Here is a 16,988-nt window from a genome sequence, read left to right as displayed (position 1 = left end):
AAATACAAATCTTTTATATATATCTAAACAATTTATTTAAAAATATATCTACTATTTCAACTTCACCATCTAACTTATTTACCCTACTTCTTTGTAAATCATCTATTTCTTCCCCTGTTATAACTAATACTTTTGGAGTTTCAAAAAAAGGTATTGTTGATTTTTTTATTTTTTCATCCATGTTTTCATACTTAGAAGTGTTTAATTTCTCATCTATTTTTATGTCTATCAAGATTTGCTTTATATCTCCATATTTATCAATATATTCTACAAATAAATCATACTTTGAATTTCCTACTGATATATTTCTATAGAATCTTTTTATATCATATCCATTATTATTTAGTTTGATTGCCACTTCTGATCCAACAACTACCTTTATAAGTTCTTTACCTTTGTATTGTTTACTTCCATTTAGGTAATATACATATGAATTGTCTTTATACCCTGAATAATTTATATTACATGGATACTTTCTAAGTGTATAATCATTGCACATCTTTCTTAAAGTTTTTTTAAAAGATTTTTTTTTGAATTTCTTCCTTGTCCCAAAAACTTTTCCAAATTGATTTTCCGTCATACACCTAACTCTACTTACTAAAATCAATATCTCTTTTTCTATCCCAAGCATATTGTCTATCTCCTTGAAGTTATTTGATATTAAAGGTCATATATTATTATATTAAGCAAGTACTATAAAATTTACAAATTTTAGGTGATTTATTTAAAAATTCAAATATTATATTTAATTAAACTAAAAAGAAGTAGCAAATTTGCTACTTCTAACTTAAATCATTTATTTTCTTTAGTCATGTTACCTATACTTAAGTTATCAAATTCAACTATATCTACAAATCCCTTTTCCCCTTTTTGGTAAGTTATTTTAACCTTATCTCCTACTTGAGTAAGTGGTAAGTCTATAGATACTTTTGATGTTGCATTAAATACTTTATCACCATTATTTTCTAAAGTCAGATAATAGAAAGTATTCCCTGACTTTACATCTGGGCTAATTCTAGATACAGTACCCTCTACTATTTCTGTTGTTGTATCATTTTCTATTTTTATATTATTTCCTTTCGAAGAAAGTGCCTCTCTATAATTCCTAAGTGCTTCTTCTTTTGTTTCTCCAAGCCCTAATATGCTAAAGTCTTCTACTGATATAAATGCAACCATCTTAACTAATCCTGCTTTATCTTTTAAAGATGAAACATATGTAGGAGTTCCAAGTATATTATACATCACAGGGAATGTTGCTTCATAGTTTTTCTCTTGAACTTTACCCTCTGCAGATCTCATAGCTGCTGCTTCTGTTGCACCTGGTTGTTTATATAATTTAGCTTCTTTAGTACGAGTATCAACTAACATAAACCCTATAGTTGATTCATCTCCACCAGAAGAAGTTATCCCTGTATACCAATATGATTTATCATCATTTCCGTAAACTAAAGATGTTCCTTCAGTTGGAACTAAAACGCCTTCTTCTGATATTACAGAATTTAAAAATCCTTTCACATATAATCCCCAATCATTTATTTGATCTGTTACAAATTCTTGAGGCTGTATTCTATCTATCCATTTTGGTGCATTTTTTATATTATACCTCTTAGTTTCTCCAGTTTCTGCATCTACTGTAGCCACCCCAATAGCATTAGCACCGCTATATCCTATATCATGTTTGTATAATGTTGTAACCCAATAAGGTCTGCCTTCATCATTTATTTCAAGTGTAAAATCTGTCATACCTACATTTACAATTCCTTTTAAATACATATGTCTGTGTAAGTCTTGATGTAGATATGCTTCTGGTTGATATACTATCTTAACAGGTTTCCCGTCTATCTTTTGAACTAACCTTACATCTTGAGGATTACTAGCAGATACCATTACATATCCGTTAGTTCCATCCATGGATGTTATCCATTTTATTAAATCTCTATGTACAAGTGGTGCCACCCAATATAAATTTCCATTTACACTTTGTATATGAAATTTACCAAGTTTAGCAACACTTCCTAATGCTGGTACTTCTCCAACTTTTTTGTCTCCCAATTTCATAGCCATATCTTCATCTACTAAACGAATATCTGCTACACTTACAGGACTTACATCTTTTGTAAAGGTGCTTTCCTTAACCTCTCCTAATAAGTTTCTATATGATTTGGAATGAAGTATTGGTGAAGATGTTATAAATGGAACAGCTATATTATAAACTATAAGTATTATAGCTATAAAAAAATTGTATTTTGCCATTTTAGAAGTCTTTTCTGACCTATCAAGCATCATGTCTAATATGCCTGATAAACCAAAAAATAGTATAAGTGTTGATGTAAATGATATGAAGTCAAAACTTAAAACTGGTAGTTTTATGATTAAATATATCAAAATGACTATAAGTGATATTATGTACGGTTTTATTTTCTTTACCATTAAATACTCCCTTTCTTATTATTTGTATTTAATTACATTATATCCATTTGTTGTAAAAAAATAAATACCTCTTTAAATAAGAGGTATTTATGCATTAACTGTTCTTCTTAAGTACATATCATTTTTATTTCTATCGTAGTATTTAGAAAGTAATCCTTCGTATTCTAGCACTAAACCTTTATAATCATAAAAATCATTAGGCCTTACTTCATAGGAAGGCTTATTCATAATATCTATATCACTTTTTTCTAGCATATCAGCAACAAAATGTGAACATACATATTTAAATTCTTTTTCTCTAGGTCTATCTATGCTTAGATATAAAAGTGCTTTTACATCATAATCATATTGTTCTCTATTTTCACTTACATTCATTATATTCTTGTATAATTTATGATATTGTTCATCAGTAACATCTAACGAGTAAACACGACACATAGTGTTAGTTCTTATAGCGTATAAACCTTCATTTATATTTTCCTCCACAAACCCTGCAAATATAGGAGTTTTAGGATTTAACCTTCCAAATGAATACATAGGTCTTAATTGTTCATTTAAAGATATTGATACATGTGCATATGGGGTTTTACTTATACGTCTTATAAGAAACGATAATACTGTACCTGTATATGTTGTTATAATATATACTTTTTTCATATTACTCTCCCCCTTCATTAAAATATAACTATAAAATTATATCACAAAAATATATATATAGTAAATGTTTTTGTGAAATTATTTGTCGAAAATTATAAATATTATATTTATATTATTTAATTCTATTTAGGTACATTTCCTGTATGTATTCTATTATTTATTTTTCTTCCAAGTATCCAAGATATAATTACAGCTAAAGCAAATACTACTACTTTAATAGGTTCTTGTAAAACTTTATCCAAATCTTCCCCAATGTAACTTATAAGTAAAAACATTACAAATTTTCCAAATACCATTCCTGATATATAATTTTTTATTTCTGTTCCTGCAAATCCAGATGAAATTGTTACTAAAAAATCTGGTATAAAAGGACATGCATAAGATATAAATATAGTGTTAAATCCTTGCTTATGAATCCAAGAAGTTATCCTTTTTACTTGTTCTTTTGATTTATACTTTTGAATGTATTTTAACCTTGAAAACTTATTTGCTATATAGTACAAAATTACAGATGCAATTGCTGAACCTACCCATGACACTAAAAAACCCATCCACATACCAAGAACAAAAGCATTTGCTAGCACTATCGCAATTAATGGAAGTATTGGAGCAAAAGTCTCAAGCATTATAAGTAAAAATCCAACTATTATGGCTAATGCCTTGTGGTCTGTTAATGAATATAGTATTTGTTCCATAGTTAACTACTCCTAAATATATGTTTATTAGTTTAAAAAATGACTATCATATTATTATTATTTAGACTTATCTAGTAAGTATACATTTTTTTATAGCATTTTAGGATTTAAGTTCACTATTTAAACAGAAATTTATCATAATTTTATATTTATATTATAAAATTTAGTCATTCGTATAATAATTTTAAGTATATATATTTAATTATATCTTTATTTTTTTACAATATTAGATTAAAATTAATATTATGGATTATAGTACTTTTTTGTACTATGGATAAAAAATTAATAAATGAGAGGTACTATTAATATGTCAAACGAAAATGTTTCATCTAATTTCATAAAAAACATTATAGTTAATGATTTAGAAACTGGAAAACATGACAGCATTATAACTCGTTTTCCACCAGAACCAAATGGTTACTTACATATAGGTCATGCTAAAAGTATATGCTTAAACTTTGGTCTTGCAAAAGAATTTAAAGGAAAAGTAAACTTAAGATTTGACGACACTAACCCTGTTAAAGAAGATGTAGAATACGTAAATTCTATAAAAGAAGATGTTAAGTGGTTAGGATTTGATTGGAATAATTTATTCTTCGCATCAGACTATTTCGATACAATGTACGAAAAAGCTGTGCTTCTTATAAAAAAAGGTAAAGCTTATGTGTGTGAATTAACACCTGAAGAAATGAGAGAATATCGTGGTACATTAAGTGAACCTGGTAAAGACAGTCCTTATAGAAACAGAACTGTTGAAGAAAACTTAGAATTATTCGAAAGAATGAGAAACGGTGAATTTAAAGATGGAGAAAAAGTATTAAGAGCAAAAATTGATATGTCATCTCCTAATATAAACTTTAGAGATCCTATAATATATAGAATAGCTCATTCAACGCACCATAACACAGGAGACAAATGGTGTATATATCCAATGTATGCATTTGCTCATCCATTAGAAGATGCAATAGAAGGAATAACTCATTCTATATGTACTTTAGAATTTGAAGATCAAAGACCATTATATGATTGGGTTGTTAGAGAATGTGAAATGGAAAATATCCCTAGACAAATAGAATTTGCAAGACTTAACCTTACAAATACTGTTATGAGTAAGAGAAAGCTAAAGCAACTTGTTGACGAAGGTATAACTGATGGATGGGATGATCCTCGTATGCCTACTATATCAGGTCTTAGACGTAGAGGATATACTCCTGAAGCTATAACAAACTTCTGTAGAGAAATTGGTGTATCTAAAGCTGATTCTAAAGTTGATAGCCAAATGCTTGACTTTTTCGTAAGGGAAGATTTACAACCTAAAGCTCCACTTGCTATGGGTGTTTTAAGACCTTTAAAATTAGTTATAACTAATTATCCTGAGGGTCAAATAGAAATGTTAGAAATCGAAAATAATGCAAAAGACGAAACTAAAGGAAAAAGAATGGTTCCATTCGGTAGAGAACTTTATATAGAACAAGAAGACTTTATGGAGGAACCTGTTAAAAAATACTTTAGATTATTCCCTGGAAACGAAGTTAGATTAAAAGGTGCATATTTTGTAAGATGTAATGAAGTTATAAAAGATGAAAATGGAAATGTAACTGAAATACATTGTACTTATGACCCAGAAACTAAGAGTGGTTCAGGATTTACAGGGCGTAAAGTTAAATCTACTATACATTGGGTTGAAGCAACTACTGCTAAGCCTTGTGAATTTAGATTATATGAACCATTAATACTTGATGATGCTCCTGAAAATGAAGGTAAGCATTTCTTAGAACAAATAAACCCAGATTCTCTAGAAATACTTCAAGGATTTGCAGAGCCTACTCAACTTGAAAATGCTAAAGTTCTAGATAAATTCCAATTTGTTAGAAATGGATTCTTCTCTGTCGATACTAAATATACTACTGATGATAAATTAGTATTCAATAGAGTTGTTCCTTTAAAAAGTTCATTCAAACCTTCAAAATAATAAATAAAAAAGGAAGCTAAATTTAGCTTCCTTTTTTATTTTACTCCAAGTATTTTTATTCCATCTTCTATACATTCTATATCCAGAGGAAAATCTGGCCCTCTTTCTCCATCTATATCAGTTAATAAACCATCACAACAATCTATTCTTACTTTTTTAGTTTTAAAATATAATATCTCACTTTCATTGTATGTATCTAAGTGCTCACCCTTTAATATACTTATAAGCACTGGTATTGATTTTGGTATAGGCATTGCTTTAAATATAATAACATCTAGGTAACCATCGTCTACTTCTGCTTTGTATGCCAAATTTAAATTACCTGCTGTTTTTCCATTAAAGACTAACATAAGATACATATCACCCTTGTACATAACTTCTTTGGAATTTACATTTATATTGAATTTTCTTAGGTGAAGAGCTTCCTCTATACCTGTAATATAATAAGATACTTTTCCCATATAATTTTTTAATTCTGGATTTATCTTCTGAGATACATCAGTAAACATCCCTGCACTAGCTACATTTATAAAATATTTATTATTTATTTTTCCTATATCTATACTTTTAGGCTCTGAATTGAGTATATCTTTAACAGCTTTATTTATATCTAATGAAATATTTAACGCTTTAGCAAAATCATTAGCTGTTCCTGTTGGAAGTATAGCAATAGGTATATCTACATTAAATTCTTTCATAGCATTTAGAACTATGTCTACTGTTCCATCTCCTCCTGCTATTAATAAATGGTCATAAGTTTCATCCATATCTAAAAAGGCTTTACTTATGTGCTGATGTTTACTTAATCTATATGGTATAAGTATGTAGTTATATTTTTGATATATTTTTATTATATTATCAAGTTGGTTTGTTATTTTTTTCTCACCTGAGTTTGGATTATATATAAGCTTTACTTTTTTCATATTTCCTCCTTACTACCCTTGGTGATATACATATTATATATTATTGACAAATTATGTATTCATTATGTGTAGGATAAATTGTATACTATTTTAATACCCAAAACTTTCATTTATAAATATTATATGTATTCTATTTGGTATTCTTTGTTTTTTTATAATAGTATATTCACAGCATATTCGTTCACTGCTACTACAGTCCATACAATAGCCTACCTCTTTACATGGCGTCTTAGCATTTAACCTTTTAGCATTCGCAGGGGCAGATACTACTTTATTTCTATTTATAGCTTCATCTATATTTTTTACTATCTTATTTACTCCACATACTACTATAACTTTATCAGGTCCATAAAGCATGGCAGCCACTCTATTTCCCATTCCATCTACATTGTATAACTCTCCTTCTTCTGTTATAGCATTAGTACTAGTGAAGTATGCATCTGCACAGAAAGATTTTCTAAATATCTCTTTCATCTCCTGAGGTGAGAGATTTTCTTCGTATCTATCTAAAAAATTATATCTACCACTTCTTAATAAATCTATAATACCTGTTTTAAATAAAGTCATAGAGCCACCACAAGCTACTAATGACTTTTCATCAACTAACTCTTTTATTATATTTATAATATCATCCGTATCTTTTGCTAAATAACCATTCATATTATTTTTTTCTAAAGCTTTAATTGTTTTTTCTATTCTTTTTTCATTGATCCAAGTTATATTTTTATCCACAATAATGCACTCCTTAAAACTATATTTTATATAAATTTTTCAATACATGTTAATTCTATCACAGTTATATACTATTTCTAAATATTTTTATATTACATACTTATATGATTAAAATTTTTATATTAAGGGTATATAATAAACTTATGAAATTCAACTTAAAATATTAATCAATTTTACTTTAATTGGTGTAAGTATAAATTAGTAAATAAATATATGAGAGGTGTAAAATGATTACTATAATTTCTCCTACTACAACTATGAATTTTGATAAGAATATAAGGTTGAATAAACAATCTATACCTATATTTAAAGATGATATAGATTATTTAATTAAACTTTTAAAATCATTGAAAAAAGAAGAACTATCAAATCTTATGAATCTAAGTGAAGATTTAACTATATTAAACCATAATAGACATAAAAATCTATCTACTAAAAATAATCCAAAGTGCGAAAGTATCTTAGCTTTTGATGGAGAGGTTTTTAATTGCATGAAAATTTGTGAATTTACACATGAAGATTTTGATTTTGCTAATGGAAATATAAGAATACTTTCAGGACTTTATGGTATACTTAAGCCACTTGATTTAATAGAACCCTATAGACTTGAGATGAAGTCTAAATTAGTTAATAATCGTGGGGATGATTTATATAAATTTTGGAAAGATAAAATAACTCAAAATATAATGAATGAATTAAGCACACATAAAAACAAAATACTAATAAATCTAGCTTCTTCTGAGTACTTAAAGTGTATAGATTTAAAATCTATAAAGAAAGACTATACATTTATAGATATAAACTTTAAAGAATATAATTCTAGCAAAGACACTTATCAAACTAAAGGTCTTTATGCAAAACGTGCCCGTGGATATATGACATCTTTTATAATAAGAAATAAAATAGATAAAATCTCAGATTTAAAAAAGTTTAATATTGATGGTTATAGTTTTAATGAAAATTTGTCAGATGATAATAAGCTTGTATTTACTAGATAGTATTTTTTAATATTATTATATATCATATTTAAAGTTATATTTTAAAAGTAAAAAAGTGCTTTTAAGTTAGTATTTATACTACTTTTAAGCACTTTCATTATTTATGTGATATATTATTTCTTCCTTTTTGTTTTGAAAGATAAAGCATTTTATCAGCAGATTCTAAAATAGATTCTACTGTTTTTGTATCTTCATCTAACGTGCTTATTCCAAAGCTTGATGTTATTTTTATAACCTTATCTTTCCATTTAAATTCATGTTTTTCTATTTTATCCTTTATAGCTTGCACTCTCTTAGTTACATTTTTTAATGACATATTATTAAATACAATTATAAATTCTTCTCCTCCATATCTTGCTACCCAATCTATATCTTTTCTTATATTATCTTTTAGTATTTTACCTACTTCTTTTAGTACAAAATCTCCACACAAATGCCCATATGTATCATTTATCTGCTTAAAATAATCTAAGTCTAGCATACAAACTGATAATGTCTTATTTTCATTTATACTATCTAATATATTAAAAGGTAGCATTTCATTTACATATCTTATATTAAAGCAACCTGTAAGTTCATCCTTAACAACTATTTCATTTAATCTGTTAACTTCTTTTGTTATATCACTTATACTTTTTTTACTTATCTTTTCTAATATGTTATCCTCCGTTACATCCTTTAACGCTTCTACTATATATTTTGTACAATTTATTTTGATTAAAGTTGCAATTACAAAATATACTTTTTCTTTATTAAACTCTATTTTTGAAAAAGATTTTTCTTCATTATACGCTCTAATTGATATACAATTTTCACATACTTGATTTCTATTCCAAAACTCATAACAAGGTAGCTTTTCTATATCTACCTCATTTTTTATTTGATGTATAACTACTTTTCTTATTGGATCTACTATTCTAATACAATCAAATAAATTATAAAGTATATCTCTTTCGTTTATATATTCATATGTATTCATACCTTATTTATCTCTCCTAATTACAAATAAGTGTCTATTATTATATTTTTTCATTAAATTTATATTTGTATATATTTCTTCTTAAGTAAATTTTAGCATTGATTTCTATACCTATCAATATAGCCCAACTACTTAAATAAATCCACGTTATTAAAACTATTATTCCACCAATACTTCCATATATAACTTCATAATTTGCATAATAATTAGAATAATAAGAATATCCTAAAGATACTAATATCCATCCAAGAGTTGATATTATAGCACCTGGTGTTGCTTCTGACATTTTTACTTTTTTATTAGGGCTATATCTATATATACTTATAAGTATTATAACTAAGGTTAATATACCTATAGTGTATCTTAGTATATCCCAAATATACATAAATATCTTATCAAGTCCAATAAGTCCAAATATAAAGTATCCTATCTTTTCTCCATATACTAAAAATACCATTGATGAAAATATTAAAAATAATAAGGTTATAGTTGATAATATACTTATAAAAAACACTTTTATAAATGATCTAGTTTCCTCTACCTTATAAGATTTATTAGCACCTCTTATCATAGCTCTTACTGCTCTTGATGATGTCCACATAGTTAGCAAAAAACTTGTTATTATAAAATTTTTGCTTTTATTTTTCATAGCAGAATAAATTATAGCTGATATCATATTAAAAGCACTTTCTGGCATCATATGCTCAAATAATAATATATATTTATTTATTTGAATAACAGGCATATATGCTATAGTACTTATAGTAAACATTAAAAATGGAAAAAGGGATAATAGTAAATAAAAAGACATTTCAGCAGCTTTTGAATTTATCTCTGTATAGTTTGAATTTCTAAATACATCTATAATCTTATCTATCTTTTTCATATGCCCCTCCTTATTTTCATAGTGTAAGTTATTCTATTTTATGGTAATATTTTATTCTAAGCTAATAATATATAAGCTACTTAAAATATTCACTATTTTACCATTTTATCATACTTTTTAATAAAGTTAAATTTAGGAATATTTCATAAAAAAAGAATGTAGCTAATATACATCCTTTTTTATTATTTGTATTTTTATAGTTTTCACAAAACTATTATATTTTTTTAATATTTAAATATGTAAGTTTTTTGTAGATATGTTCTTTTATTTTTTAGTATTTAATTCTACTAGGAACTTATGTTAATAATTATATATTCCTTATTATACAATATAGTGAACTAACTGTATCAAGTTTCATATATCTTAAATAAAAATAGCCCTCATTTATGAGGGCTATTTTTATTTAAGCGCTTCTATCTTCAGTTGTTACTGTATTTTTTCTATTGTAAATATCTTTATCGATTTTGCCAAGTGAATTACCAACAGCTATTGAAGTTACCGATGCTCCGTTTACATTTATCATTGTTCTACCCATATCTAGTATTGGATCTATTGCAAGTATTCCACCAGCTAATGGGAAATAAGCTCCAAGTCCTACTCCTGATACAACTACTGATACTGCCATTGTTGCAGTTCCTGGAAGACCAGCAATTCCTAATGAGCTTATAGTTATAACTACAAGTAGCATTACATAGAAACTTATATCTTTATCTATCCCAGCCATATTTGCAACTGTTATAGCCATTAGTGCAGGGTATATACCAGCACATCCATTCATCCCCATATTAGCACCTAAACTTGCTGTAAAACTTGCTACACCTTCTTCAACACCATGCTTTTTAACAAGTGTATCTATAGTTACAGGAAGTGTTCCTAAACTTGAACGAGATGTAAATGCAAGAAGTAGTGGTTCTGCCGCATTTTTTATATAAGTAATTGGGTTTAACCCACAAGCTGCTATTATTATTAAGTGAACAACAAATAGTATTGCTGTTGCTACATATAAAGCTACTACAAATTGTACAACAGATATCATTGAAGATAATCCTCTTGCAGTTATAGTATTTGCTAAAAGCGCAACTACAGCATATGGCATAAACTTTATAACTGTCATTGCAACACTTACTATTATCTTATAGAAAGCTTCTACCAAATCTATAAATGGCTTAACTGTATCCATATATTTTTTCTTTGTTCTGTTTGTCGCAAGCCCTAAGAATGTAGCAAATATTATTATTGCTACTATATTTCCATCTGCCATAGATAGTACTGGATTTGATGGTAATAATCCTCTTAAAGTGTCAACTAATGGAGTTATTTCTCTCATCTCTGGTGCTTCTATGCCAGTTGCTTCAAATCCAACTCCTAGTTTCATAACATTTCCTACTACTATACCTATTATTGCTGCTAAACATGTTGTCCCAAGTAGCATTCCTAAAGATTTAAATGTTAATGCTTGTAAATTGTCCCCTTCTTTCATATTTATTATAACTCTTATTATCGATACAAATACCATTGGAACTACTAACATTTTTAATAAATCCATAAATCCATACCCAAATAATCCATACCACTTACTTACTTCTTGTAACCAATCAACTTGTGATGGATCTTCAGGAAGACCTGCCACTAATTGGATTATAACCCCTAGTATAAGTCCTATTATTGTCGCATAGATTGTTCTTGTTGAGAACTTTACTTTCTTCTTTTCAAAGTGTTTAACTATGAAAAACGTCCCTATTAATAGTGCAATAAAAATAATTGTTTTGATGTTTGATATCATCAAAAACCCTGTTAAGAATGAACTCTCTCCCATTTTGTCCTCCATAATATTATTTAATTTTTATAAATTAACCAGTACGTTAATCATTTTTTAATTAACTTGGCTAATTTTTCATCTGACTTTCCAATATTAAAACTTTATAAAAATACGTTTTCATATTTAAAATCATAGTTAAATTTTTGTAAAGTATTTTCTTATTTTTACTTAATATTGTTAAGTTTTTCTCCTCTTATATAAATTATGATATATTATTAACATTCTATTGTCAATATAACTTTTAATATATTTTAAAGTTTTTTATGCTTTTTACTATATTTTTATAAGAATTAATATAATTTACCCGTATAAAACTTAATTTTAATTAGTTTTCTTACTTTTACAAATTCTTACTTTTGTCTTTTTCATACTTTATTTTTTTAACAACTCTAGAATCAATTATTCAAAATAATTATTTTTTAAATACAAAAATAAAAACTACATAATTATGTAGTTTTTTGTACCAATTTATTGTTAATCCAATCTAATATATCTTTTATAACGTCATCTTTATTGGTTTCATTTAGCATTTCATGCCTTCCACCTTCATATAATTTACAACTTACATCTTGTACTCCTAAATTTATGTATCTATCCCTTAAATTAAAAACACCTATTCCAAACTTTCCTATTGGATCTTTATCTCCAGATAATATATATATAGGTAAATCAAGAGGAATTTTAGCCAAGTTATGTTTATCTTCTATTTCTTTTAATCCTTGTATAAAATCATAGAAAAAACCACAAGTAAATATTAATCCACAAAATGGATTATCTATATATTTTTTAACCTCTTCTTCATCCCTACTTAGCCAGTCAAATTCTGTTTTAGTATTTTTAAACTTTCTATTATTTCTACCGAATATTAAGTTATCTATAAATTTACTTCTATATAATCGTCCATGTTTTTTTATTTCTCTATTTATTATTATCTCTGCTAAATTTAATATAAATCCATGGTCTCCATTTGAACCTGACAATATAACTCCATCTATATTATGTGAATACTTCATAATATAGTTTTGACTAGCAAAAGATCCCATACTGTGCCCAAATAAATATATAGGAAGTCCTTCATTTTCATTTTTTATAATATTTGTTAATATGTTCATATCCTCAACCAAATGATAGAAGCCATTTTCCTTCGCTAAATATCCAACATTTTCAACCGTCTTAGCAGTCTTGCCATGACCTCTATGATCATTTATATAAACTATATAACCATTTTTAGTTAAATGTTTCGCGAAATACTCATACCTACTAGCAGTTTCGTTCATACCATGTGCTATTTGAATTATACCTTTTGGCTTGTCTGTTTCCCCTTCATACTTATATACATGTATATCTAAATTATCATTTCCCTTAAAATAAAAATTTGTACACCTCATATATTCTTTCAATTCCTTCTATTCATTTTAATAATTATTATATCAAACTTTTATAATCTATAATATATTTTTTTATATAAATTTACCCAGTATTAACTTTTTATTTTTAAATAAAAAGTTACCAACCTACAATATGTGCATTGATCACTTTACCTTTTTAATCTTTTTCTTTTTATATTTCTTCTTTTTAGGTTTTCTAATTAGATCGGCTATCATTTCATCATCAACAGTCTCTCCTATAGCATCAGCTAGGGTGTCCGTCTCTTCTAATACTTCTTCCTCCTGCTGCTGGCTTAATTCTGTTTCTCTTCCCGCTCTTATAGCTTCTTGCGTTCTTAGCATAACTAAATCTCCATTTAACATATTTATAAAAGATATTAATAAGCTTAAATCTTCCTCATTTAATTCTTCTACTATTGCATATGCTAATGTCGAAGATAGCAATACAAAGTCTGCATAAGAAAACCTATCTAATCCCAGACTTTGAGTACCTTTATTTGATTTAATTTTGGAACACTTATCAATTGCCTTTTTAATTTGTTTATTTTCTCTATTTATATTATTTTTATTATCCATAATTAAATATACTCCTTGTAAAAGTATACGAGTTATAAATATTCTATTTGAAAAATTTATATACTATATGTTATATTCTTACAGTTTTTTAAAAATTCTACTTTGTCTACTTTTTCAATAAATTACATTAGGTTGAAAAATTTTTTTAAACTAGTATAATTAGAGTTGAATTTAATTTTAGACATCTAAGGAGGAACATTTTTGAGTATTAAACATATGAGAAAACCTATAATAGCATTGTTATTGTCTTTATCATTTATGTCAAATATGACTATATCAAATGCCCAAAGCTATAAAGTATTTATAGATGCAGGCCACGGGGGAAAAGATAATGGTTCAAGCTATGGTGCTAGAATAGAAGATAATCTAAACCTTCAAATAGCGGAAAAAGTAGAAAAGCTATTAAGAGAAGAAGGCATATACGTTGAGACAACTAGGAATAAAGATGAATATGTATCTTTATCTAAAAGAACTAAAAAATCAAACTTATCTAATTCTGATTTATTTATATCAATACACCAAAATACATCAGAAAGTAAAAGTGCAAATGGTATAGAAACTTATTACTACGATAAAACCAATAAAGGTCTTGCTAATATTTTTCAATCTAATCTATTAAATTCTACTAAAGCTAATGATAGAGGTGTTAAAAAAGGTAACTTGCAAGTTTTAAGAGATAACAATAAGCCATCTATTCTTATCGAATGTGGCTTTATATCAAATGATAATGAAGGATTCAAATTGTCTACAAAAGCATATCAAGAAAAAATAGCTAATGGTATAGTTAATAGTGTCAAAGAATTTTTTAACATTAAAGGAAGTTTTTCCAATATAAAGACTGTATTAAATGACAATGTTAAAGTTAGAGCTGAGAGAGGTACTTTATTTGCACCTATTGGATATTTGCAAAAAGGAGATAAAGTTAAGATAGTAGACACTAAGCATGATTGGCACAAGATAAAATTTGGTAATACTTATGGATATGTATCCTCTGTATATGTTAAGTAAATTTTTATATTATTGTTAGATATAAAAGAGATACCTCTATTTGAGGTATCTCTTTTTTCTTATCATTTATAATATATACCCCAGAAAGTTTCTAAAACATCTTCATCTGGTTCTTTTGTATTTTTAGATATTATTATAAAAGTTATTAATGATAATACTAAGGGAAGTACTATAGTATGCATCCCAAATGGTCTATTCCATATTTGGCTAAATAATATATATGAGCCTATACCTACTATAATAGATGATATAGCACCAGATGAATTCGCCCTTTTCCAATAAAGCCCAAGTATTATTGGCCATAAAAATGTAGAAATTATTCCTGCATTAGCGTATAAATTTAGCCAAACTATTAATTCTGGTGGATTAAAAGCTACTAAATATATTATAATACCAAGAAGTGCGGTACATAATATACTTATCTTTCCGCTTAAATTAGAATTAGTCTTTAAATTAGGATTTATATAATTTGAAATTAAATCATTAACTATAGAACCTGATGCTACTAATAACTGTGAATCTACTGTTGACATTATAGATGCTAATGGTCCTGCAAGTAATATTCCTGCTATTACCGATGGAAATAACTTGGTTGTTAATGTTGGTACAACTAAATCTCCAGATTCTATACCAGTAACTAATGTTGAACCAAATGCCCCTACTAAATGCATTCCAAGAAGTAATATCATAGATACTATCGTTCCATATTTTATACCATCATGCAAACTCTTAGTGTCTTTATAACTCATAGCTCTTTGAGATACTGATGGGATACCTACCACTGCAAATCCCACTAATATCCAAAATGATGTTACCCAAGCTATAGTCATATTTCCTGGTGTTACTCCAAATGGAGTTATCATTCCCTCATTAATAGCTGCCATATTTTGAATTATATTATTTATTCCACCACCTGCAATTATAGTACCTATAAATATAGCTATAGTTGCTATAGTCATTATTACACCTTGAATTGTATCAGATAATGTAACTGCTCTAAATCCACCTACTACAGTGTGAACTATAACTGTTATTCCAAATGCAGTTAATGCAATGTTGTAATCAAGACCTACTGAACCTTGTAAAAGTCTAGCCGCTCCTACCCACTGTGCTGCCATTGCCGCTATAAAAAATATAACTATTGATATCGACGTCATTATAACTACTATGTCTGATTTATATCTTGCTCTTAAAAAGTCTGTTATAGTCACTGCATTTATTTTTCTAGATATTATAGCAAACTTTTTTCCAAGGACCGCTAATGTAAAATATCCTGTTGGCATTTGTGCCATCGCTAAAAACACCCATCCTAGTCCTTCTTTGTAAGCAGTTCCAGGTCCACCTATAAAACTTCCTGCACTTAAATATGTAGTAACTAAAGTCATAGCAAGTACAAATCCACCTAAATCTCTTCCTCCTGTCATATATTCGTCCATAAAAGAATTATCTTTATTTGAATTTCTTGCTCTATTTACAAACTTCATAGAGTAAAAACCTACTCCAAATATAGCTATAAAGTATATAACTATAGGAATTAATACTTTGTAATTTACATTTTCCATTACTTAAACTCCTTTTTGTACATCTCTACTTCTTCTTTGCTTAAACCATCAAGTGGCATATCTTTAAAGAACTTATTTATTGTAATAACTGTAAGTATAGAAAAAAGTATTCCTCCTACTATACAGCTCATAAAAAACCATGCAGGAAAACCTAGTATATATGTATACTCTTTAACTGGTCTATTTGAAAGTCCATATCCAAATCCAAACCACCATATAAGATTTAAGAGTCCAAGAATAAGTCCCATTATAGCTTCTTTATTACACTGTTTATATCTTGGATCTTCTACTATTTTTTTATCATCCATAAATTTAATCCTTTCTATATTATTTAAATAATATAACTATTTTAACCACGTCCTA

General features: G+C 27.2%; 16 protein-coding genes. 3 read left to right on the top strand and 13 right to left on the bottom strand.

The genetic code is table 11. The features are described from left to right. Positions 1 to 13: 13 nt before the first annotated feature. The 4 genes from FRIFI_RS06435 to FRIFI_RS06420 all read right to left on the bottom strand — a co-directional run bounded on the left by FRIFI_RS06435 (position 14) and on the right by FRIFI_RS06420 (position 3,782). On the bottom strand, positions 14 to 631 hold the full coding sequence (locus FRIFI_RS06435) for a hypothetical protein (RefSeq protein WP_092925928.1): 618 nt from the start codon (positions 629 to 631) through the stop codon (positions 14 to 16). Positions 632 to 792: 161 nt separating this feature from the next. Beyond that, complete coding sequence (locus FRIFI_RS06430; protein WP_092925930.1) at positions 793 to 2,430, bottom strand: hypothetical protein; 1,638 nt, start codon at positions 2,428 to 2,430, stop codon at positions 793 to 795. Between the two features lie 87 nt (positions 2,431 to 2,517). Beyond that, on the bottom strand, positions 2,518 to 3,087 hold the full coding sequence (locus FRIFI_RS06425) for a hypothetical protein (RefSeq protein WP_092925932.1): 570 nt from the start codon (positions 3,085 to 3,087) through the stop codon (positions 2,518 to 2,520). 122 nt (positions 3,088 to 3,209) lie between these two features. After that, positions 3,210 to 3,782 (bottom strand): TVP38/TMEM64 family protein, encoded by a 573-nt coding sequence (locus FRIFI_RS06420; RefSeq protein ID WP_092925934.1) that lies wholly within the window; start codon positions 3,780 to 3,782, stop codon positions 3,210 to 3,212. Positions 3,783 to 4,089: 307 nt separating this feature from the next. Between FRIFI_RS06420 and FRIFI_RS06415 the strand changes: the two genes are divergently transcribed. After that, a complete protein-coding gene (locus FRIFI_RS06415) occupies positions 4,090 to 5,754 on the top strand; it encodes a glutamine--tRNA ligase/YqeY domain fusion protein (protein ID WP_092925936.1) in 1,665 nt (554 codons plus the stop codon). A gap of 35 nt (positions 5,755 to 5,789) precedes the next feature. Here the strand turns inward: FRIFI_RS06415 and FRIFI_RS06410 are convergent, their stop codons facing one another. Together FRIFI_RS06410 and FRIFI_RS06405 are read right to left on the bottom strand one after the other, a co-directional pair. Further along, positions 5,790 to 6,677, bottom strand: coding sequence for a YegS/Rv2252/BmrU family lipid kinase (locus FRIFI_RS06410; protein ID WP_092925938.1), 888 nt, complete (start codon positions 6,675 to 6,677; stop codon positions 5,790 to 5,792). Positions 6,678 to 6,767: 90 nt separating this feature from the next. Further along, the gene (locus FRIFI_RS06405) at positions 6,768 to 7,409 is read right to left on the bottom strand and encodes a lactate utilization protein (protein ID WP_092925940.1); all 642 of its coding nucleotides are present in this window, start codon (positions 7,407 to 7,409) and stop codon (positions 6,768 to 6,770) included. A gap of 227 nt (positions 7,410 to 7,636) precedes the next feature. Here FRIFI_RS06405 and FRIFI_RS06400 point away from each other — a divergent pair, with 227 nt between their 5' ends. Further along, positions 7,637 to 8,407: a YaaA family protein gene (locus FRIFI_RS06400; protein ID WP_166505371.1), complete on the top strand. Its 771-nt coding sequence runs from the start codon at positions 7,637 to 7,639 to the stop codon at positions 8,405 to 8,407. A 97-nt stretch (positions 8,408 to 8,504) separates the two neighbouring features. On the opposite strand, the gene FRIFI_RS06395 is transcribed toward FRIFI_RS06400, so the two are convergent. From FRIFI_RS06395 to FRIFI_RS06375, 5 genes are all read right to left on the bottom strand, one after another. Then, positions 8,505 to 9,386, bottom strand: coding sequence for a GGDEF domain-containing protein (locus tag FRIFI_RS06395; RefSeq protein ID WP_166505370.1), 882 nt, complete (start codon positions 9,384 to 9,386; stop codon positions 8,505 to 8,507). 40 nt (positions 9,387 to 9,426) lie between these two features. Further along, positions 9,427 to 10,272, bottom strand: a complete 846-nt coding sequence (locus FRIFI_RS06390) for a YihY/virulence factor BrkB family protein (protein ID WP_092925946.1) — start codon at positions 10,270 to 10,272, stop codon at positions 9,427 to 9,429. A 403-nt stretch (positions 10,273 to 10,675) separates the two neighbouring features. After that, positions 10,676 to 12,088 (bottom strand): cation:dicarboxylate symporter family transporter, encoded by a 1,413-nt coding sequence (locus FRIFI_RS06385; RefSeq protein ID WP_240275840.1) that lies wholly within the window; start codon positions 12,086 to 12,088, stop codon positions 10,676 to 10,678. Positions 12,089 to 12,537: 449 nt separating this feature from the next. Continuing rightward, positions 12,538 to 13,479, bottom strand: a complete 942-nt coding sequence (locus tag FRIFI_RS06380; RefSeq protein WP_166505369.1) for an alpha/beta hydrolase — start codon at positions 13,477 to 13,479, stop codon at positions 12,538 to 12,540. Positions 13,480 to 13,623: 144 nt separating this feature from the next. Then, a complete protein-coding gene (locus tag FRIFI_RS06375; RefSeq protein WP_166505368.1) occupies positions 13,624 to 14,055 on the bottom strand; it encodes a hypothetical protein in 432 nt (143 codons plus the stop codon). Between the two features lie 201 nt (positions 14,056 to 14,256). Here FRIFI_RS06375 and FRIFI_RS06370 point away from each other — a divergent pair, with 201 nt between their 5' ends. Continuing rightward, the gene (locus tag FRIFI_RS06370; protein WP_166505367.1) at positions 14,257 to 15,063 is read left to right on the top strand and encodes an N-acetylmuramoyl-L-alanine amidase; all 807 of its coding nucleotides are present in this window, start codon (positions 14,257 to 14,259) and stop codon (positions 15,061 to 15,063) included. A gap of 62 nt (positions 15,064 to 15,125) precedes the next feature. Here FRIFI_RS06370 and panF read toward each other — a convergent pair whose 3' ends face one another. Together panF and FRIFI_RS06360 are read right to left on the bottom strand one after the other, a co-directional pair. After that, positions 15,126 to 16,625, bottom strand: coding sequence for a sodium/pantothenate symporter (gene panF / locus FRIFI_RS06365; RefSeq protein WP_166505366.1), 1,500 nt, complete (start codon positions 16,623 to 16,625; stop codon positions 15,126 to 15,128). Beyond that, positions 16,625 to 16,933: a YhdT family protein gene (locus FRIFI_RS06360; protein ID WP_092925957.1), complete on the bottom strand. Its 309-nt coding sequence runs from the start codon at positions 16,931 to 16,933 to the stop codon at positions 16,625 to 16,627. The genes panF and FRIFI_RS06360 overlap by 1 nt, the downstream gene beginning before the upstream one ends. Positions 16,934 to 16,988: the final 55 nt, after the last annotated feature.

The sequence above is a fragment of the Romboutsia hominis genome (assembly GCF_900002575.1).
Classification (GTDB): domain Bacteria; phylum Bacillota; class Clostridia; order Peptostreptococcales; family Peptostreptococcaceae; genus Romboutsia_C; species Romboutsia_C hominis.
Note: the sequence above shows the minus strand (reverse complement) of the source record. Positions and strands in the feature narration are given on the sequence as shown.

Excerpts from the sequence above, each read along its gene's own strand:
- FRIFI_RS06435 (WP_092925928.1), bottom strand. The coding sequence starts at position 631 with ATGCTTGGGATAGAAAAAGAGATATTGATTTTAGTAAGTAGAGTTAGG.
- FRIFI_RS06430 (WP_092925930.1), bottom strand. The coding sequence starts at position 2,430 with ATGGTAAAGAAAATAAAACCGTACATAATATCACTTATAGTCATTTTG.
- FRIFI_RS06425 (WP_092925932.1), bottom strand. The coding sequence starts at position 3,087 with ATGAAAAAAGTATATATTATAACAACATATACAGGTACAGTATTATCG.
- FRIFI_RS06420 (WP_092925934.1), bottom strand. The coding sequence starts at position 3,782 with ATGGAACAAATACTATATTCATTAACAGACCACAAGGCATTAGCCATA.
- FRIFI_RS06415 (WP_092925936.1), top strand. The coding sequence starts at position 4,090 with ATGTCAAACGAAAATGTTTCATCTAATTTCATAAAAAACATTATAGTT.
- FRIFI_RS06410 (WP_092925938.1), bottom strand. The coding sequence starts at position 6,677 with ATGAAAAAAGTAAAGCTTATATATAATCCAAACTCAGGTGAGAAAAAA.
- FRIFI_RS06400 (WP_166505371.1), top strand. The coding sequence starts at position 7,637 with ATGATTACTATAATTTCTCCTACTACAACTATGAATTTTGATAAGAAT.
- FRIFI_RS06395 (WP_166505370.1), bottom strand. The coding sequence starts at position 9,386 with ATGAATACATATGAATATATAAACGAAAGAGATATACTTTATAATTTA.
- FRIFI_RS06390 (WP_092925946.1), bottom strand. The coding sequence starts at position 10,272 with ATGAAAAAGATAGATAAGATTATAGATGTATTTAGAAATTCAAACTAT.
- FRIFI_RS06385 (WP_240275840.1), bottom strand. The coding sequence starts at position 12,088 with ATGGGAGAGAGTTCATTCTTAACAGGGTTTTTGATGATATCAAACATC.
- FRIFI_RS06380 (WP_166505369.1), bottom strand. The coding sequence starts at position 13,479 with ATGAGGTGTACAAATTTTTATTTTAAGGGAAATGATAATTTAGATATA.
- FRIFI_RS06375 (WP_166505368.1), bottom strand. The coding sequence starts at position 14,055 with ATGGATAATAAAAATAATATAAATAGAGAAAATAAACAAATTAAAAAG.
- panF (WP_166505366.1), bottom strand. The coding sequence starts at position 16,625 with ATGGAAAATGTAAATTACAAAGTATTAATTCCTATAGTTATATACTTT.
- FRIFI_RS06360 (WP_092925957.1), bottom strand. The coding sequence starts at position 16,933 with ATGGATGATAAAAAAATAGTAGAAGATCCAAGATATAAACAGTGTAAT.